21 protein-coding genes are annotated in these 24,353 nt (G+C 43.5%); 2 read left to right on the top strand and 19 right to left on the bottom strand.

What is annotated here, in order from left to right; all coding sequences use genetic code 11:
• Nucleotides 1-35: 35 nt before the first annotated feature.
• Nucleotides 36-4,601 carry a DUF6443 domain-containing protein gene (locus ABR189_RS18765; RefSeq protein WP_354662001.1) on the top strand — a complete coding sequence of 1,522 codons (4,566 nt, stop codon included), beginning with the start codon at nucleotides 36-38 and terminating at the stop codon, nucleotides 4,599-4,601.
• A gap of 1,743 nt (nucleotides 4,602-6,344) precedes the next feature.
• The gene (locus ABR189_RS18760) at nucleotides 6,345-6,638 is read left to right on the top strand and encodes a helix-turn-helix domain-containing protein (protein WP_354662000.1); all 294 of its coding nucleotides are present in this window, start codon (nucleotides 6,345-6,347) and stop codon (nucleotides 6,636-6,638) included.
• A gap of 149 nt (nucleotides 6,639-6,787) precedes the next feature.
• On the opposite strand, the gene ABR189_RS18755 is transcribed toward ABR189_RS18760, so the two are convergent.
• The 19 genes from ABR189_RS18755 to ABR189_RS18665 all read right to left on the bottom strand — a co-directional run bounded on the left by ABR189_RS18755 (nucleotide 6,788) and on the right by ABR189_RS18665 (nucleotide 24,353).
• A complete protein-coding gene (locus ABR189_RS18755) occupies nucleotides 6,788-7,603 on the bottom strand; it encodes a DNA adenine methylase (protein ID WP_354661999.1) in 816 nt (271 codons plus the stop codon).
• 32 nt (nucleotides 7,604-7,635) lie between these two features.
• On the bottom strand, nucleotides 7,636-8,625 hold the full coding sequence (locus ABR189_RS18750) for a bifunctional DNA primase/polymerase (protein ID WP_354663604.1): 990 nt from the start codon (nucleotides 8,623-8,625) through the stop codon (nucleotides 7,636-7,638).
• Between the two features lie 17 nt (nucleotides 8,626-8,642).
• A complete protein-coding gene (locus ABR189_RS18745) occupies nucleotides 8,643-10,106 on the bottom strand; it encodes a hypothetical protein (protein ID WP_354661998.1) in 1,464 nt (487 codons plus the stop codon).
• Nucleotides 10,107-10,130: 24 nt separating this feature from the next.
• Nucleotides 10,131-11,588 carry a hypothetical protein gene (locus ABR189_RS18740; RefSeq protein ID WP_354661997.1) on the bottom strand — a complete coding sequence of 486 codons (1,458 nt, stop codon included), beginning with the start codon at nucleotides 11,586-11,588 and terminating at the stop codon, nucleotides 10,131-10,133.
• 41 nt (nucleotides 11,589-11,629) lie between these two features.
• Nucleotides 11,630-12,409 (bottom strand): phosphoadenosine phosphosulfate reductase domain-containing protein, encoded by a 780-nt coding sequence (locus ABR189_RS18735; RefSeq protein WP_354661996.1) that lies wholly within the window; start codon nucleotides 12,407-12,409, stop codon nucleotides 11,630-11,632.
• Nucleotides 12,410-12,475: 66 nt separating this feature from the next.
• On the bottom strand, nucleotides 12,476-13,387 hold the full coding sequence (locus ABR189_RS18730; protein ID WP_354661995.1) for a hypothetical protein: 912 nt from the start codon (nucleotides 13,385-13,387) through the stop codon (nucleotides 12,476-12,478).
• A gap of 31 nt (nucleotides 13,388-13,418) precedes the next feature.
• Nucleotides 13,419-13,976 carry a hypothetical protein gene (locus tag ABR189_RS18725; protein WP_354661994.1) on the bottom strand — a complete coding sequence of 186 codons (558 nt, stop codon included), beginning with the start codon at nucleotides 13,974-13,976 and terminating at the stop codon, nucleotides 13,419-13,421.
• 10 nt (nucleotides 13,977-13,986) lie between these two features.
• Nucleotides 13,987-14,916, bottom strand: coding sequence for a DUF4138 domain-containing protein (locus ABR189_RS18720; RefSeq protein ID WP_354661993.1), 930 nt, complete (start codon nucleotides 14,914-14,916; stop codon nucleotides 13,987-13,989).
• Between the two features lie 30 nt (nucleotides 14,917-14,946).
• A complete protein-coding gene (traM, locus tag ABR189_RS18715; protein WP_354661992.1) occupies nucleotides 14,947-16,269 on the bottom strand; it encodes a conjugative transposon protein TraM in 1,323 nt (440 codons plus the stop codon).
• Nucleotides 16,270-16,279: 10 nt separating this feature from the next.
• On the bottom strand, nucleotides 16,280-16,732 hold the full coding sequence (locus ABR189_RS18710; protein WP_354661991.1) for a hypothetical protein: 453 nt from the start codon (nucleotides 16,730-16,732) through the stop codon (nucleotides 16,280-16,282).
• Complete coding sequence (traK, locus tag ABR189_RS18705) at nucleotides 16,729-17,349, bottom strand: conjugative transposon protein TraK (protein ID WP_354661990.1); 621 nt, start codon at nucleotides 17,347-17,349, stop codon at nucleotides 16,729-16,731. Before traK ends, ABR189_RS18710 begins: the two co-directional genes overlap by 4 nt.
• 25 nt (nucleotides 17,350-17,374) lie before the next feature.
• The gene (traJ, locus tag ABR189_RS18700) at nucleotides 17,375-18,538 is read right to left on the bottom strand and encodes a conjugative transposon protein TraJ (RefSeq protein ID WP_354661989.1); all 1,164 of its coding nucleotides are present in this window, start codon (nucleotides 18,536-18,538) and stop codon (nucleotides 17,375-17,377) included.
• Between the two features lie 29 nt (nucleotides 18,539-18,567).
• Nucleotides 18,568-19,200 carry a TerB family tellurite resistance protein gene (locus tag ABR189_RS18695; RefSeq protein WP_354661988.1) on the bottom strand — a complete coding sequence of 211 codons (633 nt, stop codon included), beginning with the start codon at nucleotides 19,198-19,200 and terminating at the stop codon, nucleotides 18,568-18,570.
• Between the two features lie 11 nt (nucleotides 19,201-19,211).
• Nucleotides 19,212-19,859: a hypothetical protein gene (locus ABR189_RS18690; RefSeq protein ID WP_354661987.1), complete on the bottom strand. Its 648-nt coding sequence runs from the start codon at nucleotides 19,857-19,859 to the stop codon at nucleotides 19,212-19,214.
• A gap of 48 nt (nucleotides 19,860-19,907) precedes the next feature.
• Nucleotides 19,908-20,324, bottom strand: a complete 417-nt coding sequence (locus tag ABR189_RS18685; RefSeq protein ID WP_354661986.1) for a hypothetical protein — start codon at nucleotides 20,322-20,324, stop codon at nucleotides 19,908-19,910.
• On the bottom strand, nucleotides 20,308-20,985 hold the full coding sequence (locus tag ABR189_RS18680; RefSeq protein WP_354661985.1) for a conjugal transfer protein TraI: 678 nt from the start codon (nucleotides 20,983-20,985) through the stop codon (nucleotides 20,308-20,310). The genes ABR189_RS18685 and ABR189_RS18680 overlap by 17 nt, the downstream gene beginning before the upstream one ends.
• An 88-nt stretch (nucleotides 20,986-21,073) precedes the next feature.
• A complete protein-coding gene (locus tag ABR189_RS18675) occupies nucleotides 21,074-21,442 on the bottom strand; it encodes a hypothetical protein (protein ID WP_354661984.1) in 369 nt (122 codons plus the stop codon).
• Between the two features lie 51 nt (nucleotides 21,443-21,493).
• Nucleotides 21,494-24,028: a TraG family conjugative transposon ATPase gene (locus ABR189_RS18670; RefSeq protein WP_354661983.1), complete on the bottom strand. Its 2,535-nt coding sequence runs from the start codon at nucleotides 24,026-24,028 to the stop codon at nucleotides 21,494-21,496.
• On the bottom strand, nucleotides 23,949-24,353 hold the full coding sequence (locus ABR189_RS18665) for a DUF4133 domain-containing protein (RefSeq protein WP_354661982.1): 405 nt from the start codon (nucleotides 24,351-24,353) through the stop codon (nucleotides 23,949-23,951). Before ABR189_RS18665 ends, ABR189_RS18670 begins: the two co-directional genes overlap by 80 nt.

Raw genomic sequence — 24,353 nt, 5'->3', positions numbered from 1 at the left:
TATTATTTATTCTTTTGACTATTTAACAATCCGATATGAACAATATTTTCAAGCGCACCTCGAGATTTGTTTTGGGAAGTATATTCTGCTTAAGCATACTGCACTGCAACTCACAGTACCTTCCTTCCCGTTACTCATCAGGAATACCAATAAATTATATTCGCGCTTGGGAAGCCTTGAAGCCAGAGAGTAATTCGAATAACATTACCATCACTGCTGCGGCAAAAGATTTTCGAATGACAACGCAATATATGGATGGTTTAGGCAGGCCTATTGAGGCTGTCATTAAACAAGGCTCTTTGACAATGGGTAATCCGCTCAGAGATAAGATCAGGATGAATACCTATGATGAGTTTGGCCGGATGGTGTATCAATTTTTGGAATCTCCCGCCAACAGTGCAGGTGGAAACACCTCCGTCGATGACGGGATGTTCAAGTATAATCCTTTTGAACAACAGGCCAACGCATATAATTCCGGAAACGCGCTATCCCCAATTGCTGGTCAAGGAGAGAACTATTTTTATGGTCAGACTAAATTTGAGGCATCACCACTAAACCGGGTTACAGAAACTTTTGCACCAGGCGACAACTGGGTTGGAACAATGAGCCAGGCATTGGAGGCCAACCGTAGGTCGATAAAAATCAAATATTTTGCAAATACAGCTATTGATGCAGTAAGGATCTGGACAGTGACAGGACCAACATCGCTGGGAAATTGGGGAACTTATGCTACCAGTTCAACATATCCGGCTGGGGAGCTACATAAAACGATCACCATCGATGAGCAAAATAAACAAGTGATCGAGTTCAAGGATAAACAAGGCCTGATGATATTAAAAAAAGTGCAAGTAGGTGGTACAGGAGATGACGGTAGTGGTGCTGATCATGGTAATAACTGGCTCTGCACCTATTATGTCTATGATGATCTGAGGCGTCTTCGTTGTGTAATCCAACCACAAGGCGTGCGACAGATCAATAGTAGTTGGCTTCCCAACGCCGCCACACTGAATGAGCATTGCTTCCGGTATGAATACGATGAGCGAGGCCGGATGATCATGAAGCGCCTGCCGGGCGTTGCGCTGGGAGAAATTTACATGGTTTATGATGCGCGAGACAGGCTGGTGATGATGCAGGATGGCAATATGCGGGTAGACAATAAATGGATGGTCACCAAGTACGACTGGTTGAACCGACCAATTGAAACTGGTCTTTGGACCAGCTACACTGTTTTTTCCATTCATCGCACCAACGCTGGTCCATCTACCAATTATCCGACTCCCTCAGCAGGTTATGACCAATTATCTATCATCCACTATGATGATTATGCGAACCTTCCAGGCGGAATGACCGCCTCCTTTGACAATGCAGGTTCATCTGAGTTCTTTACCACCTATAACAGTACACCCGTTTATGCGCAACCGCTAACAGTAAGCCAACAGACGATGGGGATGGTTACCTGGATGGGCACCAAAATACTCGGCACAACCAGCGATTTTATTTATTCTGTCAACCTTTATGATGCGAAAGGGCAACTAATCCAGACTAAAACCAAAAACAGTACTGGCGGAACGGATATTTCTACCACCCAATATGACTGGTCAGGTAAACCCATTATTACTGTCAGCAAAACCGAGAAGGCCGGTACCAACCCCCAAACCATTACTGTGGTCAATCGACTTATCTATGATGACCTAGAAAGGCTGACCAAGGTGGAAAAAAAGATAGGACACAGCGCGATCAGCAGTGGTGCGCTGTCTGCCAATTGGGTCACTATACTGGAGCAGGGGTATGATGCCGTTGGTCAGCTCAATAAGAAGACGATCGGAAATAAAAAAGATGCAAATGGGGCATACTACACTCCCCGTCAGCCTTTGCAGGACCTTCTTTATGACTACAATATCCGTGGTTGGGTGCTAGGAATGAACCGTGATTACCTGATGGAGGAGGATCAAACTGATGACGGCAAGTTGTTTGGTTTTGAGCTGGGGTATGAAAAACAGATCAGTAAGACCGGTAATGATTTTACAGCAAAGCAGTACAATGGTAATATTACTGGCTTGACGTGGAAAAGCGATGGTGATGATCGGCGCAGAAGATATGATTTTAGCTATGACGCGGCCAACCGGCTACTAAAAGCCGAGTTTAAACAAAATAATAGCGGCACAACCTGGGACAAAACCCTGGCGGACTTTACTGTACAGATGGGCAACAGTGGGGCCGATGACGGCAGTGCGTATGATGCGAACGGTAATATCCAAAAAATGAAGCAATGGGGCTTAAAATTAACAGGTCCTGCACAGATAGACAACCTTACGTATACTTACCATGCGGGTGGCAACCGACTGAAAGCAGTAACAGAAGCCGGCACAGGCACAACTGATCATGGGCTGGGCGATTTTACAGATAAAAATACATCGAGCGTCGACTATGGTTACGACCGCAATGGCAACATGATCATTGACCTGAATAAGCGATTGACGGGGACCATCGCTCCAAATACGGATATGCTCAGTGGTGGGGCCATCCTTTATAATCACCTGAACCTGCCCAGGCAGATCACGGTACGGAATGACGCGAACACTGCCGACAAGGGAACAATTACATATGTTTACGATGCAGTTGGAACCAAGCTGCAAAAAATCACAGTTGAAAATGGTGTGAGTGTGACTTATGGCGGGTCGCCGGTTACTACCACTATTACCACTACGACTACTTACCTCAATGGTGCTGTGTTCGAGAGCAAACAATACTCGGATGCGATGGTGAATTCCGGCATGGGCTATACCGACCGACTCCAGTTTCTTGGTCAGGAGGAAGGAAGAATTCGTGCCGTCAATGATCCGGCCAATCCCAATAGCTTGACAGGGCTGGAGTATGATTATATGATCAAGGATCACCTGGGCAATGTACGCATGGTATTGACTGAGCAAATAAGAATCGACGCGTATCCAGAAGCAAGTATGGAGACAGCTCAAGCCGCAACCGAAAGTACATTTTATAGTAATCTGGATGCAACCAGGGTCGATAAGCAATCTAACTATCCTACCAATTTTTACACTGAGCCTGATCCTGACAACAATCATAAATTGGCATTAGTAAGAGGAGATGGCAATAAAATCGGCCCTGCTATCTTATTAAAGGTAATGGCAGGAGACAAGTTTAATCTAAGAGTTAGAAGTTGGTATATAAATAAGACTAAGCTCCTATGGCCAATTGTTACCCCTGGAACTCCTGTTAGCCCGCTTACAGACCTGATTGCTCTATTGAATGCAGGTATACCTGGGGTGGCAGGAGGTAAAATAACCTCTTCAGACATAACTCAAAGCGGAGGGATTACCACGGGTGATATTCAACAGTTTTTATCAAGTCAAGACGGTTACGAAGTTGATCGTCCAAAAGCATTTGTTAACTGGATATTATTTGACGAACAGCTTAAATTTGTCGCGAACAGTAGCAGTTTTGAGCAAGTGCCACATGATGACGTGTATATGAATTGGACATTGGAAGCCCAAACATATAATCATATAAAAACGGATCTACCCATTACAAAAAATGGATATTTGTATATTTATGTGAGCAATGAAACACCCAATATTGATGTGTATTTCGACAATCTGCAGGTAACACATATAAGGGGGAGCCTTTTGGAAGAAACGCATTATTATCCGTTCGGGTTGACAATGGCGGGAATATCTGCAAAGGCTTTTACTTTCGGTGAACCCCAAAATAGGTTTCGATTTAATGGGAAAGAAGAACAAAAAGAAGAATTCAGTGATGGATCTGGATTGGAATGGTATGATTATGGCGCACGAATGTATGACGCGCAAATTGGGCGTTGGCTGGCAGTAGATCCATTGGCAGATAAATACAGTGGCGTATCTCCATATGTTTTCTCATTAAATAACCCGCTGATTTTTTATGATGCTGACGGGCGAGACATAAAGCCTAAGAATCTCAATACCAGTCAAACAAAATCATTAAATGGCTTGATGACAAAATTGGACGGTTTCACCAATACTAGTCCGATGATCAAAAAAATACTCGGAAGCGTAAACGGAAGCAGCATAACTATCAATCTCTATGTCATGTCAAAAAACGTATCAGAGAATAAGACATCGACAAAAAGTGAATTCAAACCAGAGGGCCTCACCATTGAAGAAAAATGGGCTAACGCCCTTAAAAAATGGCCTGGTGCCGAAGCCATCACAACGACATTTGACAAAACTGATGCTCCTAAAAAGCGAGTAGAAATTGTTGTAGGCACAGAAATGGTTGATGATGAAGCGGGCTTTGCTAGGGATTATGCTATGTTGGCCTTGTTAGACGAATTGTGGCATGCATCAAATGGAATTGATCCTTCAAAATCAATGGACACAGAACATTTTGAACTGTACAAAGCCCTATATGAAGAGAATCAAGCCATAGAAAAGCAGGCTGTGGAGCTAGAAACAAAAGCTGATAACATGGGAAATTCTGCAAAGGATAAGGAAGAGAAAGAAAAACTCTACGACCAGGCACAACAAATTCGCAGCACTCAATTTCTAAGCGCTTTAGTTGAGGCGAAGTATAAACTTTTTACCAATGCAACGCAAAATAAATAGTAGAATGAAAATCAATTCGTCAGTAAGGTTTTTTGCCGTTTTATTCCTAGTATGCTTTATGCATACGTCATATGGTCAAAAGAAGATCTATAATAATCCAGTTTCAGGATCACTGGAATCGGGAGAAATGCCATCATACAGTGATTCCATTCTTTCATATTTTCAGGAGAAAAATGAGAGTGCGGCCATTTTATATCACCTCATGATTGATACATCAGGATACGTGAGGGAATGCAAAAGGTTTCCGTTATATGGCTTAGGAAATGACCTCGATTCGTCATCTGAAGTCTGGGCCAATATTGAGAAAGAAATCAATCAAAAGGTGTGCAAATGGAAATTTAAGCCAAACTTGTGGGCCCTAAGTGATAAGAAGCTTCAAAACGATTTGAACAGTACAGCTAAAACTCGTCCCAATGGAGGATACCAGACATATCTAGTTATATTTCATATTAATAGTGATTTAGAACATAGGCCATTGTATACTGACATTTTTAATTCTCTTCGATAAATTTCAAAATGTTCTGTGTCTTTTTGACTTTGAAAAGTCTGTGCCTACATCTGATTCCTTTGGGGCAATTTTTATTCAAATATTAAAATTTATAAAATAAATAAGAGAGGCCGGGGTAAAAACCCCGGCCTTTATAATGTGTCAAAAATCAACCCTCGGGCGTTACTGGCCCCTATGATTGTTTAAACCCTGATAGGTGGCACTGTCTACAAAGACCTAACCACATATTTACACAGTTACAAAATGAATACTTTTAAAATGGAATAGTAGGCACATTTAAGTTGTAGCTGTCATCCTCTCCATAAAATAAATGGTTTAAGGGCGAAAGGATAAGAGCAGTAATGTTTTGGTGCCAACTAAGCCTATATTCTTTACGCCCTCGCAATTGCCCTATGATTTTCAAGCGATCCATTTTAGTTGGTTTAAGTAATAGTTTTAAAAACCACCCAGGTGGATACCTGGCTGGATATAGGATTCATAGAATACACCTAAGTAAAGGTTGGTTTTCCCACGTTAGAATAATTGAAATCTAGTTATAATAAGGAAACGCGTTGCTATTCAAACCAAATCTCGTGCGGTTTTCCTCGCGTTGCTTTTCGATCAAGCCTTTTGTCATATTTTGAACTTCAATCGTTCGCTGTATGTCCTCTATCTCCCTGCGCAGCCTGGATGATTCCAACGATGACCGGTAGATTAAAATACTTGTTGCAAAGAGACAACCAACAAGAAAGCTCCCAATGCTGATAAATGCATGTACTTCATACTTTCTAAAACGTGTCCAACAGATCAGTAATATTTTCATAACTCAATAGTTAATTCGAATATCTGATGGAGTGAAGCGACGGCTAAGTACATTATAGGGGAGGGTAAAATGCATTTAGCGTAGACTCCACAATGCGGCCGGGAGCCTCTAGGAAGGCGGTGCACGCAAAGAGAGCCTACGCTACATGCGTAGGCCACTCCTCATTCTTTGCTCCAAATGCCTGTAAAATTTCCTAGATTTTCCCGGCAAGCAAGAAGAAAGCTACAAATATCTTTGTAGCAATATTATATTGTTATTACGAAAATAAGAAATTATCTAATAGAATCCTCTTATAAGTGGGATTTTATAAAAGGGAGCATTTAAGTTGTAGTATTTTAACGGGGATTGTATTAATGGGATTGTATAGTGGGGAATATAATAGAAGGACATCACCTATTTTTACAAGCGTTTCATAATGACAATTTTCTACTAAATGGCAAAAGCGATAAAAAGGGCATCAGAATCATCTCAGTCACCACCTTCGAGTTTAAAGAATTTGGTTGCTAAGAGGATTAAAGATTTGAGGAAAAAGCAAGGTTTTGAAAACCAAGAGCACTTTGCTTGGGAAAAAAACTTATCGAGGAGCCTATACGGAAAGTATGAAAAGGGAGCCAATATGACCTTAGATAGTTTAGAAAAGCTAATTAACGCTTTCAATATATCAGTGAAGGATTTCTTTTCTAAAGGCTTTGACACCATACCAGATGACAATAAGAAGCCGAAATAGGATATTTGGCACCATGCGTCTGGAGTAGGGGATGGATACCCCCCCCGATCCAGAAGACACGAGTTTAATGTCATTTTTTTGTTCGCGCAAGGAAAGAATACAGATTTCCATCAGTTTTTATCATGTTTATGCGTGTGCATAAATAATCATTAGAATAATTTGCCCTGATACTCATTTTTTGATAAGGGGTAGTTTGCTGTAAGGACCTCAATCTTCTTTTTCTCCTTCCCGCTTTTCACATTGACTGTTACCATCTGCTCGAACTGTATGCTGACCCAATTAAATTGTTCCGTATAGTGAGCGAGCAATTTAGATGGGTAGGAGGATAGCAGAAACTTTCCTTTTATTTTAGCCAACGCATTTAGTAAATCTTCAAAATCTCTTTTTGTATATCCTTTGTAGTGCCCCATATCGCTGTTAAAGTAGGGCGGATCACAATAGAAGAAAGTCTCAGCACTATCTCTGCTGTTGATAATGTAAAGAGCATCCCGGCATTCGAGTTGCACTTTCTCCAAGCGTTGTGAATACGCTGATGTGAAATCTTGTTTATTGAAATATATCTTTCGGGATGTACTATCTGCGGTGATATCATACCCCCAGGTACCCGCAAGTTGCCCGGCAAAGCCTTGCGATGAAAGTACCCATACAGCCCAGGCACGTTTAATAGGGGAGAATAATTCTGGATAATTGTAGACGATCCAGGCGTGCTGATGTAGCATCCTGCTATGAAGGGACGTGGTAATCTCCTGTTGTAGCAGATAAAAGTCGTCTTTAATGACCTTGTAGAAATTTACCAACTCGCCATTCATATCATTTAGCACCTCAACGGATGAAGGCCTCTTGGCAAAAAATACTGCTGCCCCGCCTGCAAAAACTTCTGCATATAGCGTGTGGGGCGGTATCAGCTCAAGGATTATCGGAGCGAGTTTCTGTTTTCCCCCGTAATATGTCAAAGGAGTTTTCATTCTCACAAATTCTTTTCACATTCGTCGTCCTTTCAATGTCCTGGCAATCTTCGGGGCTGGTGGCTCTGTTTAATTGGTTGGGGCTGCCCAAAGCCTTGTCGCGCCAGTTGCCGTACTGCTTCTTTGAAGTCTCCACCGCATTCCAGCATGGCATAAACTGCGTATGGTCGATATCCCCGGCCTGGCTCAAATTCGGTACTGGTGGTGAACACACTGAACAGCCCCAATTCGTGATTATAATCTCCCGACCTATACTTATCCGTTTCCCCGGGACGTTTCAACAGTGTCCGGTTGTTCTTATGATCAACTACGGACCAACCGTGTTTAACCAGCAGGCCAATAATATCACCGCGTTGATTATAGTCATCCAAAGGAGATAGGCCTGGTGGCCGGGGACGTGGCTGTGAACCTGGGGTAAGTATTACAGGCTGATATTGGTTAAATGCACGGGCGGTGTCTAATATAATTGACCGCTGGCTGGTAGTAATAGTCGGAATAGTAAGAAGATCTTTCTGAAGGAACCAGTAGCCCTGCGTAGGAGCGATAACAGCATAACCTCCGTTGCCCCTGGTTTCAACAAGGACTTTGGCCTTTTCTTTTGGATTAACCACTCTTTCCGCATCAGTCGTCGGACGTCGTGCAAGTATTTCATTCCTGCCAATTGAAGCACATCGATACAGCAAATGAAATCCTCCGGATCGAGTTTGGGCAATAACAAAGTTGTCGGACAGCTTGGGATCTCTTTTTTGAATGGCTGCGACAAAGTCCTGAAATAGCCTGCCTGTCGTATCATTCTTTACATCGACATCGATTACCTCCAGGTTGCCGCTTACAGCACCGCATATAACCGCTATGCCATTGACCCTGGGATTATTAAATAACGATTCAAGCACCGATTTGGTAGCTATTTCAGTAGTGAATTGCCGCCACTCACCGATACTACGCTTGTGGTCATCCACAGCAATAATTGAATACCCATGCGCTTTTAGCTCTAACGCTGACTTCAATAAATTGGTCTCCATCCCTTCATGATTCAAATTCACAATCCAAGTTTTCCTTCAGAGCTCCTATTCTCAATCTTTCGAGCGGCGATGTTGGTAGGACCGGTGGCGCTGTCTGCAACATCCTTCAGGCTAAACTCCATTTGAGAAGTGCTGACTTGTTCAGATTTTGCCATATATGGATATAATTCCCTGATCAAATCAACTGTTACTGTATGTAAGTCAATTTTATACCTTAAATCTGGAGGCAATGAAAGGTCCTCTTGTGCATTGAATTTTGTAAGTATTGGTGTTGCATTCTGATAGATGGTAGCCTCTTTTAAATACCCAGATTCTTGCATTTTGATTGCGTGACGCACGTCAAACAACCGGGAGTTAATAGCCTGTAATTCTTCAAAAGCACCGGCAACGGTTTCATGTTTTGTGAGGGCCACTTGTCGGTAAAAGTTCGGTTGAATAGGAACATCTGTAAGGCTATCCCATTCGTATTTAATTTCATAGTGTCCCTTTTCAAGTGACGGCTGTATCTTTTCTACCGGTTGAAGTGTTTCCTTCAATTTATTAAATCCTTCTGTAGGGACTATTTCAGAGAAGGTATCGTCGTAATGATGCAGCAATTGATATCGGCTACCTTTTGCGTAATCCCGCAATCCGCTTACGTCAATATCAAATTCAGATTCAAAATGCCCTAGACCTTCAGGAAAATTTAAGTAGATACCGGGCTCAGCAGCATTTTTATCAATTGGGAGGTTTTTCACGTTTTTCAGTTCAACCAGGGGGTGTCCCTTTACACTATATATTCCGATCTCTTTTATATATGTATCGAAATTCCGATCATCGCTGATCCTGGAATCTAACTGCTGCATGTTTGTGGATAAAAGGGCGGCAAATGCGGCTTTGGGGCTATCAAAATGATATTGAGTATTTTTTTCCCCTTGTAACACGTCAAGATAGCATTCCTTGACGTTGAGAATGAATAGAGACTTTTCTCTGGAAAGAAATATATCCTTTGAAAAGAGCTGCAAATCTTTCAGTCCCTTCTGAGGAATCAACCCAAGACCTTTCTCATCATACTTATACCTTGCAAGAAGAAAAAATGGAACATCCGGATCATAGTCTCCGAACCTGGACAGATCAATATTTGCGATACTTTGGAAACCTTCAAATCCCAATTCATCAGCAATTCCGAGATATATGCCTGCAGGAGGTGAGGCATCTGGCACATCGTCTATAGATATAATGTTGACTTCCGTCAATTTAGCACCTGTCCGCGTGTCATTGATGACGGCTGTGTCATAACATACAGGATGCGCAACCGGACTTTCTAACCGCTTATCGAATTGATGAAATTCTTCTCTTACCAATGATTGAAAGGCTTCTTCTGCAGAACCAAAATACCGAAGTTCGATAATTGGTTTACTTAGATACTTTCCCTCATAAAGCTTCCCTTGCGCGTAATGCCCTTCAATAATCAGGGCATAAGGCCACATACCATTTTCCATCTTCACAGTTTTAAACAGATTCAGCTAAATCTTGTTTCCCTTTCCTTTCCCAATTGGTTTGATTCTCCTGATATTGTTGGTAAGAATGCGACGGGCCTCTTCCCCTTTTCCTGCAATCAAAAAATATGTGTCGGCTTGAGGCCACCCCTTACTTATGTGGGGCACAAGTACCTTCAGCATGTCTAAGGAGAGATGTTCCGGGTTAACCTCAATAAAAACGCCGTTGGATAGGGGAGTTTTTTCACCCTCTGGTTTGAGCAATCGCATGATCTCTTTGCCATCCTTATATAAAACTGCATTCTCAATATTTATTTGAAAATCAGTAGTGGATATCTGCTCAACTAAATATGACAATGCTTCTACTGGCGTAGAAAAAGCCATATTAGAAATGAGGTCGGGCGGGGCTGTTATCTCATTAGCGACTTGAGAAGTGTTAACCTTCCATTCTATTTGCAGCGTGACAGGCGATTCGGCGTCAAGATTTGCCTGTGATTCTGCTCCTGCCAGCGTACGTTGTAGCTGTTTAAACGCAACAGTTGGAATAAGGCTATCGTAACTGCCTGTATAGTTGGCCAGCAAAAGAAAATTGTCATTCTGTCCATAGTTACCTAATGCGGAGAGGTCTACATTGTATTTTTTCTCGAATTCTTCAACTGTCTGATAACACTGTAAATGTATGCCAGGCTCTGACACATTAGACGGATTACTTTCATAATTTGCAGTGATTAAACCTACAAGAGTCGCTCCTTCTCGCTCAGTAATGACCGCTTCATTGATCCATATCTCTGTATTTTCCGTTTCAACAATGTTGTCATCCAGCAGATGTAAATTCACCTGTAGCAAATCATTTAGCGCAGGCTTTAGCTCTGGGTAATGGTAGGATGTTTTATATATGTGATCTAAATGTTCACCAACCTGCTGAGTCAACTTGATCTGATATTTCCATTCTTCCTCCGAAAAGATCCGTTGGCTTTCGTGCGTTCTCGCTTTTTCAACCATCTTGTCGTATGCATGGTCTATATTAATAACCAATCCGTCTGCAAATGAATAGTTGTAAGAAGCAATCAGCAGACAATTGGAGTCTCCTTCATAGAACCGAAACTCACTTAGATCAAGGTTGGCACTTTCTTCGAAGCTACTAATTTGATCAGACACACTGAAGTATATACCAGCGGGTATATCCATAGCCAGCACATCCTGAATAGGGACAATGTTCACTTCCAAGATCAATGCCTCATTATCTGCCGAGATTATTCTGGCAGATTCATAGTGTCTCCCAGTTGAAAATACGGTGTCTGAATATTTCTCGAAAGCTTTAATGTCAACCAGTAGCAGGGAACTGAAGGCGTCACTTAAGGTATGATGATGCTCTCGCGTATAAACCGGCAATCCTCGGTATGGATCATCAGGTCTGATAAAGCTTTGCTTGTTCCACATCTTCAATTCCAGGATATATTTATGATCTGTGTCTAACCGTTCCATTTCCATCAGGTATTAAGTTTCAATTACAACACGATTTTGTCTTAATCAACATTGCAATAACAAGGAAAATCATCATCTTGATAGTCAAACAGGGTAGGCGATTTCTGAATTAGGTTAAGTAACTGCTGATACGAATAACTCTTATGAAAGGTTCCCCCTGCTTTTCTTTCCTGATTAATCCACCAGCTTGCTTTCTCGGGATTCTCAGTTAAAATGCGCTTAAGTTTATGCTTGCCTTTCAGGAAGCATAGATCGCAGTTCCCCTGGTAGTCCTTTAGCTGTAGATCAAAAGGCATGCGACGCCAGTACTCAAGGACCATTTCCTTAGTAATTTTCCAGTCCACCAGTGGTAACCAGACATCCCAGCACTCCTTTTCTGCGATACCTCTGACCTTAGCCCACCGCCTCGGTTCATCATACCGTATTCCGATTACACTTGTCCAGTGGCGATAACCAAGAGACTGCATATACCGTTTAATGACTCGGACTTTGAGCTCCTGCGTACAAAAACGTGCAACCACGTTCGGAACGTAATTCCTTTTCGCAATAATTGCGGAAAACGGTTCTCCATTGCGGCTTGCAGTCTCATAACTGACAATTTTGAACCTATCAACGGGGCAATACTCCAGCCATACAACATTTTCTCTCCATAGCTGATCACATTGATTCACGAAATCTAAAGTTGCGTGTTCTTCCTTTCCCGTATTGGCGAACACAATGATTACTTTTTCTTTCGGAAATTCCTTTAACAACCTATCAGTCATATAAGCTGAAGTCCTCCCCCCACTAAAACTCAGCACAAACACATCTCCTTCCAACATCACTGGCCTCCATTCAAATTCAAAAAACCCTCTTTCCTGCAGATCTAAGTGAGCTACCCCATCACATTACAGATGTCTGCCCTTTTTCTCTGCCGCAGGTTTCACTGTCCTGCTATTTTTTTTTACTTCGTTCGTTGGCGACGTGCCAATTTCCGGCTGCTGTACTTGACCCGCATCCTTCGATTCGGAAGGGCCATTTTGGGCGACAAAGCGAACATTGGACTGACGGATCCCGCGAGGTTCCTTCTGTTCTTGCTCTACACGGCGCTGTTCGCGAGCCGCTAATGTGCGGAATTGATCATGTTCGAGGATATCACCACTCTTGTCCATAATGGTGAGTGTGGAATGTGTAGGATTGAGAATGATAAAAACAGTCTCATATTTTTCCCGGTTAACTGGAACCAATTCAATCCCTCCGCCACTGCTGAGTACGCGACTGGCGCTCTTATACTGTCCCTTCATTCCTTCAAAGTCATACTCCCGAAGTTTGCTCATTAAATCAAAGTCCGGGTAATGCCTGAGAAAATAGTTATCATTCTTCGTTTTCTGACTGAAGTCAAGCTGCACATAGGCTTTATATGGGCGGTTATCCTCTCCAAGATATTCCTTCAGGATAGCTCTGGGATGTTTTGTATCTGACATCAAACGATAAGCCTCATCGACGTTAATCCGGTCTGTGGACTTAAACCACTGTCTGATGGGGGTCTCTCCCTCTCTCTCAAGGACCGCTAGGTAGCCATTGTAATACATCTTGTTCTCATCACTAATCGTGATATCAGGAGTGGCCTTTAAAATCCCCGCCTGAATCTTGTTTGGGTCAAACAGGGAAGCGTCCTGGATTGCAAATTCTGTGGATGGATTAATTCTCGGCGTTCCAGCCGCGGCTGCCTGATCAATCTCATTATGAAACATAGTCCCAAACCCTGCGTAGTAGACGCGTTTCTTTACTTTCTCGACGTTTTCAATTTCCTGGTTCATGATTATTTGTTTTAAAATGAATGATGATTGATTATCTCCTTACTCCCTTAGATTTTGCCGGTCGCGGCACTATCCTCGGTTTGTGTGGCAGCTTCCTGACAACTGCAGAATTATCCTGAGTCAGCGGCTTGCCAACTTGCGGACCGCGAGTCTGCCTGTTCGAAGCGGGAGGTGTTTGCCTTGCGGCTGTGTACTGTTTGGAAGGTGCAGGCTTTCGTTGTTGTCCCGTCAGTACCGCAACGGCACCTCTGACTGCCCCGATAGTCATTCGCCCTGCGAGGCGGACTAAATTCACATTCAATGCAAGTATATTTCTAAGCAAACGAACCAACGGGTTCGGATACATTTGACGGAGGAGCTTGCGCTGTTGACTCCGAAGTACTCTCATTTCTGCTTTCTCATAGGCATTGGGGCGCTTTCCAATGTATTTTTGCATGATGTGTTTATACATCTCCCGTTTTGCAGCCAGGAAACCTCGGTCTTTCAAAACGTCCTTCCCATAACGCTCGACCTGGCGGGCCTGTATGCGATCCCAGACTGCCAGGTCGCGTTCCAGGCGATTCTCAATTGTCGATTGATTATTATTCATACTTGTACATTTAAAAATTGAATGATTGGTTGGAATACTCGTCTGACAGGTAAGGAAGCAGCGGGCGAACGCGAAGGATTTGCTTTCCTTTTATTTTGATTCGCATATTGCGGTCACCACCTCTTTCAAAAAATTCTACTGAGAAGTGTTTGTTATTAGCGATGGTAAACTTGTCAAATGCGAAGACTATCTGTGCCTGACTCTGTGGTGATATGGTGTTGCCCTCGACCTGGTGAACATAGAGTGGTTTAATTTCCTTCTCCAAGTCTGAGCTGCGCAGTGAGCTTCGGTTGTCCCTGATGTAGCACCGCGCAAAATCTAGCTCATACGGTAGTTGAGATTGATTTTCCACTGTAAACTGGAAGAAGAGTATACCCTGCTGATAGTATTTTCCGCTTACCTGCGCACGCATGCTACCAATCCTGTTGGAGTGCGGTGTTCGCTGAAATGGAGGTAGGCCGGCAACAATATCACTGAATTGCTGAACTTCCACTTCATTCATTCCATACTTTGAAACGTTCACCGGATGCCAATCATCGGATTGTTTCGGGTCAGTAAAATCCAAAGTGAGTAGGTCAGGGATTTGCTGATACCGCACAGAAAAGGGGAATAGTGTACCATCGGCGACGAACACATTAAGATTAGTAGCTACAAGGGAGTCGTTCGCCGCTTTAATCTTTAATACATTCGGAGCTTCCTTGACAGTTTTGCACAACAAGGCTGCGCTGCCCCTATCCACACTTTTAATGTTTGATGGAAAAATCAGCACGGAGGTTTGTTCGGTTGTAATCGAAAGTGGGAATGACGCTATTCGCTTAGCGACGGGCGCTTCAATTGTTTGAATAATCGGAACGACTGGCTGGGCGGATACATAGTGATGTCCCACGAGCAGTAATAGACTGGTAATGCTTACCATCGTCACACTTTTTCTAACACACATAGCATTATTTTTTTATTATTTAAAGAATGTTCATCGCTGGTCGCTGGCAAGCAGGACTGGATAATCTGCCTTCAGATGCACCTTGACTAATTTTATTTTACGCTTCAACAAATTTTTGGCCGCGTCAATACCCGCGGCAGTCGCCTGAGCGCCAAGCGAGGGGTCCAGACTCCCAAGACTCAGCGCCTGCATTGCTTGTTCGGAGCTCTCCTTACCGGCTTCTTGTTTGATGCTACCAGGTATCCTAATTCCTGGAAGTCCGTCCAGATCATACACGGTCAGGGAAACAGAAAAGAGGGCGTTATTCGATAGGCGGACGGAGGGTATTTCAATTTGTAATCGTTCCCCACTTAAATTGCAAGGACCGTAAACGAAGCTGCCTTTCGGAAACAGTTGGCCTTGTATATATGCGTCCTGTAACAATCGCAGCTTGACTGTGGCACCGGAAGTGATGGTCTGGTCCTGATGGATCACTGCGGCAAGTGTATTGCCTTGCGAAAGTCCTTCGTGTTCGTCAAGTTCATAGAATCCATCGATAGACGTGGCTACTGGTGATTTGATACCGTGTTTGGCGAGCAGCATTTCCATTCTCCCTGTATCTTTTATTGTAGGGGAAGGTGACATCAGATCCAACGTGGCGGACTCAGGAGCTGTCGTTAAAGGAAATACTTTGCCTTTATTATCGGCCGACTGCTGTTTGATCCGCTCTGTTACACGAGAGGGGTGCTGGATGTCCAGGATTGTCTCCAGCATGTTACTCATCTGCTTCATTTCCCCGTCCTCTTGGTAAGCGGCAGCGCCATCTTGATTCATTTGACCCATCAATTCCTCTAGCTGCCGGATCGCCGCAGCCGCGGATGTGTCGGGTAGCTGAGACTGGGCAACTACTGGACTGTCCCCCCCTGTGGTTGACAAAAGTTTTTCGATTTCTGCGAGCTTAGTCTCTACTTTGGCTTCCGGGGCAGGGGAGGAGACGATGGGGCGAATCCCCCCACCTGATGTTGCTGCCTGCTGCGAAGACCTTTCACTGCCTGCCGACATCTTCATCTTCTGACTATCGACGGTCCGATGTCCTGTGCCGAACCATTGGGCAAGCGGGTCGTACCGATCAGCATTTTCTCTTTTTGCTGAATCCAGATCTGCTTCTTGGTAAAGGCTCAGCTTATCCATTCGCTTGTCATTGAGCAGAGGAGAAGGCAGGTTAGGGTTTAAACCCGTGGGTTTATTGCTTTCTTGCTTCTTGCCACCCAATGCCAGATAAAATAGCACACCAAGCAATGGAATTATAACCAATGGGGCCAAAATCAAAATTTTGGTTTTACGCTGACTCACTTTTTCTTTCTCACTATCCATTTTGAAAATTTTAGAATGGTTGACGAATATGTTGCTCTATATAGGCGAGGCTATCGAGAAATCCTGGTCTTTCTCTTGCAAAATCCTCGTATACTTTTCTTCCCTCCGGTGTAGCTCGAAGACTGTCAATTGCTTTGCGGAACTCATAAATTGCCAGCGTGTCAATGACCTCCTGCCGAGGGAATTCGCGATGGTGTTGCATAAAAAGCACCGGCATGGGGCTACTTCGAATTTCTTCTCCCGTATTGGTCCGATTGCTGAATACATCGAGCAGAATACAAACATTTATGATAGAAAATACTCCGGTGATAATGACGAGGAATATAATTTTCTCCTTTCTGGACCACTGCATCGTTTTGCTGTGCATGAAATCGGCCCATCCATATTGGATTCGCAAAATCGTCCGGGCAATGCGCGTCACAAATGGGATTCTTTCCCTGCGGCCTTTGTTTATTCTGATCATCGCTTTATAGTTTCTAAGTCATAGTTCGATAGTGTCGCCCACCGCTCTATCAAAAAGCCGTGAGGATTGTTATCACTTCGTTCTTTGAGGTCACGCAAAAAGCCCTCGGTGACCAGGTTTCTGACAAGAATGGCAGTCGGGCGTATGATCTGCTGTTTTCCATAATACCGGAAATAGATAGGTTGCTTTTCCACATCCAGCACTATACTGTCACAGTGAACCTGTTGACTGACGTTTCCACTTATTACGCTTCTGTAGTAACCCTTTTCTTTCAGGTCATTGTATTGTGTTTTTGCGCTGGCGTCGGCTAAATACAAGGCCTGGAGCATATTGCTCTCTATTGTTTTTTCATCAGGAGACAACGTAAAAAACCGCTCATGAAAGACTTTTACATGGTCGCGTGCCTCGACCTGAATATTATCTTTTCTATTGGCCGCAAATGCTTCAATTGCCTTCCCATTAGTAATCAGGTAGATTTTCTGTTGGGTTTTATTTACAACTTCAAGGCAGGTGTAGATTGAATAGATACATGTTACACAACATGCAACGATTACAACTGCACTGAAAAGTCGAATATGTTTAAATGCTGTATCAATATTTTTAAGTTGCTCCATCATCTTCCAATCCCCTCGTGTTTACCAATCAACTTTTCCCTGAAAGTTTGTCATTAAAATAGCCACCAGCCGCGCCTGTGCCGCTCATGCCCTTATTCATGGTCAAATTCATGTTACCGAGTGCATCTGCCCCCATGCCAACCGCGCCGCTACTTACCGCGAGCGCGCTACTCTTTCCAAAGCTGACGAGCGCGTTCACTCTGTTCGTAATCATGTTCACGCCTCCGGCGTTGACGATCATGTTAGCAATGCTCGGGACAGTGAAGTAGCACACAATTCCGATAATCATAAATATTATATACCCAACGTCACTGGTCGAAAAAAAACTGTCTCCGAACTCCTGCATTTGCGCTATATCTAATTTGATCATGTCTTCCTGAATCTTCCCCAGCAGTAGGCCTAAAATGTTGGCAATGGGCAGCCACAAGTAAACGTTGACGTAGCGGGCAAGGTAGACCGTCAGGGTATGCTGAAATCCATCGTAGATTGCTAATCCAAATACAATGGGTCCAAGAAGCGCAAATATGAGTAGCTTAAATATTCTGATAGTATTAATACAGAGTGCAGCCGCCTCATACAACAGTTGCAACAAAAAAGAGATGAGCTCTCGAAACCAGTTTTTCAGATTATAGTATGCCTTGCTCATGGCAAACTCGATGTTGTATCCAAGCCGTCCAAAGAGGCCTTCTCTTTTGATATCACTGTGGGTGTACTGCATCCACAACGCGCGATTTCCAGCGCCATCGTTGACCCCAAACATTTTGTAAGATTTCGTTTCCTTTCGCTCCTCTTCTCGCTTATCGAGTAGGCGCTTGATGGCCTCGTTGGTGTTGTCTACCAATTTGGCTGTCTCTGTTTCTGTGGGCCTTAGGATTCCGTTCATCAGACCGATTACTTGTGGAAATATGGTAATGCAGAAGGCAAGGACAAACGGCCTGAACAAAGGAAAGAAGTCGATGGACTCTGCATTGGCAATGTGGCGCCACACTCGGTATGCTATATAAGCTAGCGCACCCGTTCCCGCAATGGCGCGACCGACATTAATAAGATCAGCGCATTTTGGCAGTACCTCATCATAGATCCTGTTCAAAACGCTGTGAAGGCCACGAATATCTTCGGGAAGCCCTTGCCCAAATACCACACTCGGGAATATTGCCGCGATTGCGGTCACAAACCATACTTTCTGCCTCATATTCACTCACACATTTAAAATCTTCAGAACTACTTCAATTCATATATCTTCTTAATCGTCTCTTGCTCCGCTTTTTCTCTCAGAGACTGAATGGCGATCAGAGCGTGTTCATCGTTAAACTCGCGTAGGAACGCTAGTTTGCTTTTCAGGGAATTGTGGATTCTGTCAATTGCAGTCAAACGTTCGGCATCATTCATACGTAGTTGCCCTGCTGTTATTATCATTACCAGTTCCTCTAGATTGCGGAGACTGTCATCGAATATTCGTTTGTATACTTCATCGAGGTAATCAAGCTGGCCCTGATCAAAGACATTGCTGAGCTGAAACGTCCTAAACGCGTCCTTATACTCCTTAATAATTGCGATTTGATTATTTACAATGTCTTTAATGCGTGGATAGTCCCGCACTCCAGGACTAACCTGGAAAAGCGCATCCAGAAAAACCTGATGGAGTTTAAAGTTGCCTGAGGTGATATCCTTGACTTTATCATATCCCGCACTGATAATTTTATAGGCATCGTACATCTTTTGGAGAATCTGCCGGAATTGATTGAGTTTTTCAATGTTTAGTGCCAACTGGGCGAGCTCAGCCGCCTGCGTATATCCTCGAATCGGCGTACTAAGTCCCATCCACATTATCAAGATCACAATTACCTTCTTCATAACCGTCACTGTCATTTTAGTCCATAAAAATTCCTAATTGTTTGCGCCTCTCTGTTATCCATTTCGGTTGCCCAGGTGAGTGCATATACATTGCTGCAGAGGTCTTTAACAAGGACGGTCTGCTGTAAACTATACTCATAAATTTGCTGCACCCTGGCGATGCGTTCGTCATCGGTTAGTTGTAGCGATCTGTCGGTAAGAACCGCTAACAATGCGTCAGCTACCTGCGCCGCATCTTTTCTTATGGCGGGACATGCTATATTGATCAGCGTCGATTGAGACTCGTTGAGCAGCGCAGTTGTTTCAACTACTTTGATCAGATCGTCCGTTGCCCGAAAGATGTATTGAGTATTTTCCACAACGGACGCCGCTTGTGGCAGTTTTCGTATTTCGGGGTTAACACGCTTCAACGAGGCGTAATAGAGATCGTGCAGGGAAAATTCACCATTTTTTATGTCCCGTACGGTGTTAATCCCTGATTCAACAATCTGATACCCTTTCTGTAAATAAGAAAGGTAAATCCTCAACTCAGCAATCTGTTTAAGGAGGTATTCCTTCTGCGTTTTCTTTTGCCGAAACCACTCCTTAAAAAGCTGTGCTTGGGCGGTACGTTGAAGTGCCAACGTAAAGACCACAACTATCAACATCTTCATTTTCATACTTCACCATTATGATCCTACCAAATAAATTTCTTTCGAACTATGGAATTACGGATGTTTAAAACGTCTTTTGCTGTTTTTAAACATTTTAGATACACGCTTAGCATCTGGTACTTCCACGTTACGATCAAACTGCTGTGTCATTCTGTTGTAAGGCGGCCAAGAGGGGCTGAATAACGCTGTGTGAACCCGAAAGCCTTTCTCAGCGCTGAACTGTAAGGAGAAAGTGCATTGGACTGTTCCGCCGCCTGGGCACGGCACGGTCGTTTTCAGACCTATGGGTGGTTGCCTGCCAGTTTCTTTATAGTAGCTAGCTACCAATTTCAAACATTCCTCCAATGTCACTACCAATGCAGCAGTTTTGCTTCCCAGTCGCAACGAGAAATTCTCCAGGTACCCTTTCTCTTGCAATTCGTCCAATAATTGACGAATATGCTCATCTATATTTTTAGTTTGATATGCCATAGTATGCCTTTAATGAAAGTATCTCTTGTTGGTCGCGTGCTTTGTCAATGCGCATCATGATATTCTCATCAGTAAACCGTCGCAGATGCGAGAGGTTCTCTTCAATTCGATCTGAGGCGCCATTGATGATCTCGAGCCTACTGGCGTCGCTCATTTGTGTTTTAAATGAATTGATAACAAGTACTATTTCATCGAGATTCTTCACGCTCTCTTCCAAAATGCCGGAATAGACATCATAGATATAAAGGAGTTGCTCAGGTGTAAAGAATTTATCTTGCTGAAACAATTTAAATGCGTCTTTATATTCCTGGACGAGCTGAAACTGCTTATTGGTTATTTCCCTTATGCGGCGGTAATAGGTAATGGCGGCGCGAACACGCCATAGTTCATCATAATAGGTTTGGAAGATTTTGCGCTGCTTCTCGCTCCATTCTGAGATTTCTTTTAGTTTCAACTTGGCCATTGCATTTTCAATGGCTTTCTGAGCATTTTGTAATTTGATTGTTTGATTTTGGAGACGTTGTATCGCTAGGTCCATTGCCTTTATAACCTTTTTGACAGCGGCTTGGATTGCTACCCATACAACAGCATGGCTCCTTTGAGTTGGGATCGTAGTAAATAGTACCACCCACAAAATTAGTATCCAGCTCTTCCTTTTCATATAACACATTTTTCAAATCTCACGGGAAGCTAAGGCCATACGCTGCCCTGGCAGTCTCTGACCATCTTTAAATCTTATCCAATTCTTACTAATTTATCTTTTCATACACACTCTTGTCAAGCACAAGGGTGTTGCCGTCGACGCTATACACAATACCTGGATCTTCTGTTCGCAGTATATTATTTGTAGCATCAAATGTTGCGTTTATCCTCTCTCTATTTGCCTTACTAAATTGCTCATCCTCCGCTTTCTTGAATACAACACGCGATCTTTTAACAATCTCATATGCGTCGGTGGCTTGTGGATGAATTTTTCGGACGTCAAGTGTGTCGTATACAGTTCTTAGACTGTCTGTTTCGATATTTACATAGGTACCGGTAATATCTTCTCTTCCCGACTTGGTACCGCTGCAAGCGGATAATACGGCAAACACAATAAATAGAATAGTGTATTTCATAAGCGTTGTTTTATATATAATGTAACTCTTTTAATTTGGAATACATATAAACTACTGCTTACTCTCAGTGACTAACGCAGTTATACCGCGGGCAATATTGCCGTTGAATTTGGCTGCGTATTGCTGCACTTTAATTTTTTCTTTTTCTTCCGTCGTATACGCATAGTATTCCTCCAGGCATGGCTCAAATGCAAATACTTGCTGTACAACGCCCCCCAAATCAAAATAGATTTCCCGGTATCGGCGTTTCGGGTCATTCCCCCTGTTTACGGAAAATAGGATGTCTCGTCCTTTATCCGTAAGTCCAAGGACAGTTTGAATCTGCGCGAATTTGTGCTGAAACTTACGCATATCCATTAAGATCTTGCAGTCGGCATTGTTAATGATGGCCTCTTTGATGATGGGCGAGCTGATAACATCATCCAGCTCTTGCGTTACAACAATTGCCTCACCAAAGTGCTTCCTCACAGTTTTATACAAGTACTTGATAAAGTCTGCCATCCCAGCTTTCGCGATGGCTTTCCATGCCTCTTCAATTACTATCACCTTCCGTGTCCCCTTGAGCTTTCTCATCTTCGAGACGAAGAGCTCCATGATGATTAAAGTCACGACAGGAAAGAGTATCGGGTGATCTTTTATATTATCCAGCTCGAACACTATGAACGGCTGCTGGAGCAGTGAAAGGTTCTCTGTAGCATTTAGCAAGAAATCGAACTCACCATTCTTGTAATACGGCCTTAAGACGTAAAGAAAGTTGTTTATGTCAAAATCCTTTAATTGTACGTTTTCCTTACTAAGTATCTCAGCGTAGTCGTCGCGCAGAAACTCATAAAAGCTGTTAAATCCCGGGAAGATGTCTTTGTTTGCTTCGAGTTTATCGAAGTATAAGGAAAGGGCGTTAGATAAGGCCACGTATTCCGCACGGGTGAATACTTCAGTATCCTTCTTCCAGAGTGCTAACAGCAAACTTTTAATCGATTCCTTCTTCTCCGTATCAAGGGTATCTCCCTCACCAATAAAAAATGGATTAAAACGGAATGGGTTGTTCTGTTCATAGGTAAAGTAATAACCATTTACAAGTTTGCAGAGACCGATATAACTGTGCCCCACGTCGACGATCACACAATGTGCACCCTGGACGAAGTAGCTATGCATAAAATGCGCCATGCATAGGCTTTTCCCGGTACCTGATCCACCGATCAATAGTTTATTTCTGTTGCTGATGACTCCAGTGGACATGAAGTAGTCGGACGGATCGAAATGGATTGGTTGTCCGGTAAGGCGGTCACCTAATCGGATTCCGAAGGTGCTTGGGCTATGGCGGTAGTTTGTTTCTTGTGTAAAAAAACATGATCCCTGTTCTGCAAAGGTGTCAAAACATTCATTCAGCGGTAGGTCGGCGCCGTTGCCTGGAAGCCCCGCCCAATACAATTGGGGAGCGCCACTTTGTTCCTGACGTGGGTTGGCATCTATTGCAGCCAAAGCCGCCGACGTTTTGTTTCGAAGTTCCTTAAGTTGTTCAGGATGGCTTGTCCAGGTCAATACGTGAAAGTGCGCTTTGACGGGAAGACGATGCTGGCTAATGGCTTCGTTCAAAAATGCGTTTGTCGCGTCTTTTGAGATGGCGTTTTCACGAGAGTATGCCGAAAGCGATTGCAGCCGCCGCCGTTTTGCCTCCAGTTTCTTAAACGTTTTTTGGGAATCCTCCACCACCAAAAACTGGTTATATATGTGGTTACAATTAAGTAATTGACCAAGGGGGGCAGCAAAACCAATTGAGAACTTTGAAATATCCGTGCTGTACTTGTCATATGTAATACGGCTACCGCATAAGCCGGGTAGGTCCTCAACATCCGATAAGGAATACATTTGACAGTAGTTTTCGCCAACCTTCCATTCCGGCTTAAACTCAATATCCCTTACGACCGGCTGCTGATCAGGGGCAGCCAAGAAGCAATAGCGTTCAATAAGCCCCTGCTTTTCGTTAGTCCCAACAAGGTCCTCGCTAGTCAATCTGTGCGCACGAATGAATCCACCCTCTTGTAAAAGCCTTTGTACTTGGCTTACCTTGTCCATGAAGTCCTGAAACGGTTGTTCCTGTATTGTGTTTTGAGGAACTAGCGAACTCCTTAACAAATTTGAAAAAACAGAGCTCGCGGGTTTGCGATTATCTGCCTTTCGGGTAATCATCAGGTAGCACTGGTGATTCAGATATGGGCGTGAATGGAAAAAGCGCTCGCTGCTGCGTTGCAAAAAACTTTGATCCGGTGAAAAATTGGACTGATATGCGGCATCGGTATACCAGTCTTGCTTATGGATCACCGTCCCTGGCGGCAATAATCTAATAGCTCTAACCCAAATATGATGTATTGTCTCATAATCAGCGGCTGAGAGTGTAAAAATTTCAGGCAAATCCAGCGTGAACGCGACTGTTACGTCTCCTTGCTTGGAGATGATACAATCCCGTTCTACTTTGTAGATCGGAAGAATTTTTTCCAGCGCCCGGCTATTTTTCCGATTGCTTTTTAGCTGCAATTGAATTGCCGCTACCACTAACATCAGGACGATTATGCTCACTATTTCCATACACCTCTTTTACTAAACCCTCCAAAAAAACCTTTCTCGACCTACAAATAATGGCGGAAGGCACCTGCCGATACGCCGCCTTTTTCATTAGGCCATGCGTACCATATTTATGGCTTAACTTGTACATCCAACTCACTAGCCCGAATCCACTCAATCCGATTACAAGCAATACCACAATGACAGGCACCCCCGCCATGTAGCCCACCGCAAACAACACCAACAAAAACACCAAACCAACAGCTAGGTATGTTATATACTGTGCCTTTAACCCCTTAAACTCTATGGGCTTGTTTATTCCTTTGTTGATTTCGTAGACGCTACTCAT

Source organism: Chitinophaga sp. H8 (assembly GCF_040567655.1).
Classification (GTDB): domain Bacteria; phylum Bacteroidota; class Bacteroidia; order Chitinophagales; family Chitinophagaceae; genus Chitinophaga; species Chitinophaga defluvii.
Note: the sequence above shows the minus strand (reverse complement) of the source record. Positions and strands in the feature narration are given on the sequence as shown.

Excerpts from the sequence above, each read along its gene's own strand:
- ABR189_RS18765 (WP_354662001.1), top strand. The coding sequence starts at position 36 with ATGAACAATATTTTCAAGCGCACCTCGAGATTTGTTTTGGGAAGTATA.
- traM (WP_354661992.1), bottom strand. The coding sequence starts at position 16,269 with ATGGATAGTGAGAAAGAAAAAGTGAGTCAGCGTAAAACCAAAATTTTG.
- ABR189_RS18735 (WP_354661996.1), bottom strand. The coding sequence starts at position 12,409 with ATGTTGGAAGGAGATGTGTTTGTGCTGAGTTTTAGTGGGGGGAGGACT.
- ABR189_RS18680 (WP_354661985.1), bottom strand. The coding sequence starts at position 20,985 with ATGAAAAGGAAGAGCTGGATACTAATTTTGTGGGTGGTACTATTTACT.
- ABR189_RS18665 (WP_354661982.1), bottom strand. The coding sequence starts at position 24,353 with ATGAGTAGCGTCTACGAAATCAACAAAGGAATAAACAAGCCCATAGAG.
- ABR189_RS18685 (WP_354661986.1), bottom strand. The coding sequence starts at position 20,324 with ATGGCATATCAAACTAAAAATATAGATGAGCATATTCGTCAATTATTG.
- traK (WP_354661990.1), bottom strand. The coding sequence starts at position 17,349 with ATGATGGAGCAACTTAAAAATATTGATACAGCATTTAAACATATTCGA.
- ABR189_RS18675 (WP_354661984.1), bottom strand. The coding sequence starts at position 21,442 with ATGAAATACACTATTCTATTTATTGTGTTTGCCGTATTATCCGCTTGC.
- traJ (WP_354661989.1), bottom strand. The coding sequence starts at position 18,538 with ATGAGGCAGAAAGTATGGTTTGTGACCGCAATCGCGGCAATATTCCCG.
- ABR189_RS18695 (WP_354661988.1), bottom strand. The coding sequence starts at position 19,200 with ATGAAGAAGGTAATTGTGATCTTGATAATGTGGATGGGACTTAGTACG.
- ABR189_RS18725 (WP_354661994.1), bottom strand. The coding sequence starts at position 13,976 with ATGAATAATAATCAATCGACAATTGAGAATCGCCTGGAACGCGACCTG.
- ABR189_RS18755 (WP_354661999.1), bottom strand. The coding sequence starts at position 7,603 with ATGAAAACTCCTTTGACATATTACGGGGGAAAACAGAAACTCGCTCCG.
- ABR189_RS18730 (WP_354661995.1), bottom strand. The coding sequence starts at position 13,387 with ATGAACCAGGAAATTGAAAACGTCGAGAAAGTAAAGAAACGCGTCTAC.
- ABR189_RS18690 (WP_354661987.1), bottom strand. The coding sequence starts at position 19,859 with ATGAAAATGAAGATGTTGATAGTTGTGGTCTTTACGTTGGCACTTCAA.
- ABR189_RS18760 (WP_354662000.1), top strand. The coding sequence starts at position 6,345 with ATGGCAAAAGCGATAAAAAGGGCATCAGAATCATCTCAGTCACCACCT.
- ABR189_RS18710 (WP_354661991.1), bottom strand. The coding sequence starts at position 16,732 with ATGATCAGAATAAACAAAGGCCGCAGGGAAAGAATCCCATTTGTGACG.
- ABR189_RS18750 (WP_354663604.1), bottom strand. The coding sequence starts at position 8,625 with ATGGAGACCAATTTATTGAAGTCAGCGTTAGAGCTAAAAGCGCATGGG.
- ABR189_RS18720 (WP_354661993.1), bottom strand. The coding sequence starts at position 14,916 with ATGTGTGTTAGAAAAAGTGTGACGATGGTAAGCATTACCAGTCTATTA.
- ABR189_RS18670 (WP_354661983.1), bottom strand. The coding sequence starts at position 24,028 with ATGGAAATAGTGAGCATAATCGTCCTGATGTTAGTGGTAGCGGCAATT.
- ABR189_RS18745 (WP_354661998.1), bottom strand. The coding sequence starts at position 10,106 with ATGGAAAATGGTATGTGGCCTTATGCCCTGATTATTGAAGGGCATTAC.
- ABR189_RS18740 (WP_354661997.1), bottom strand. The coding sequence starts at position 11,588 with ATGGAACGGTTAGACACAGATCATAAATATATCCTGGAATTGAAGATG.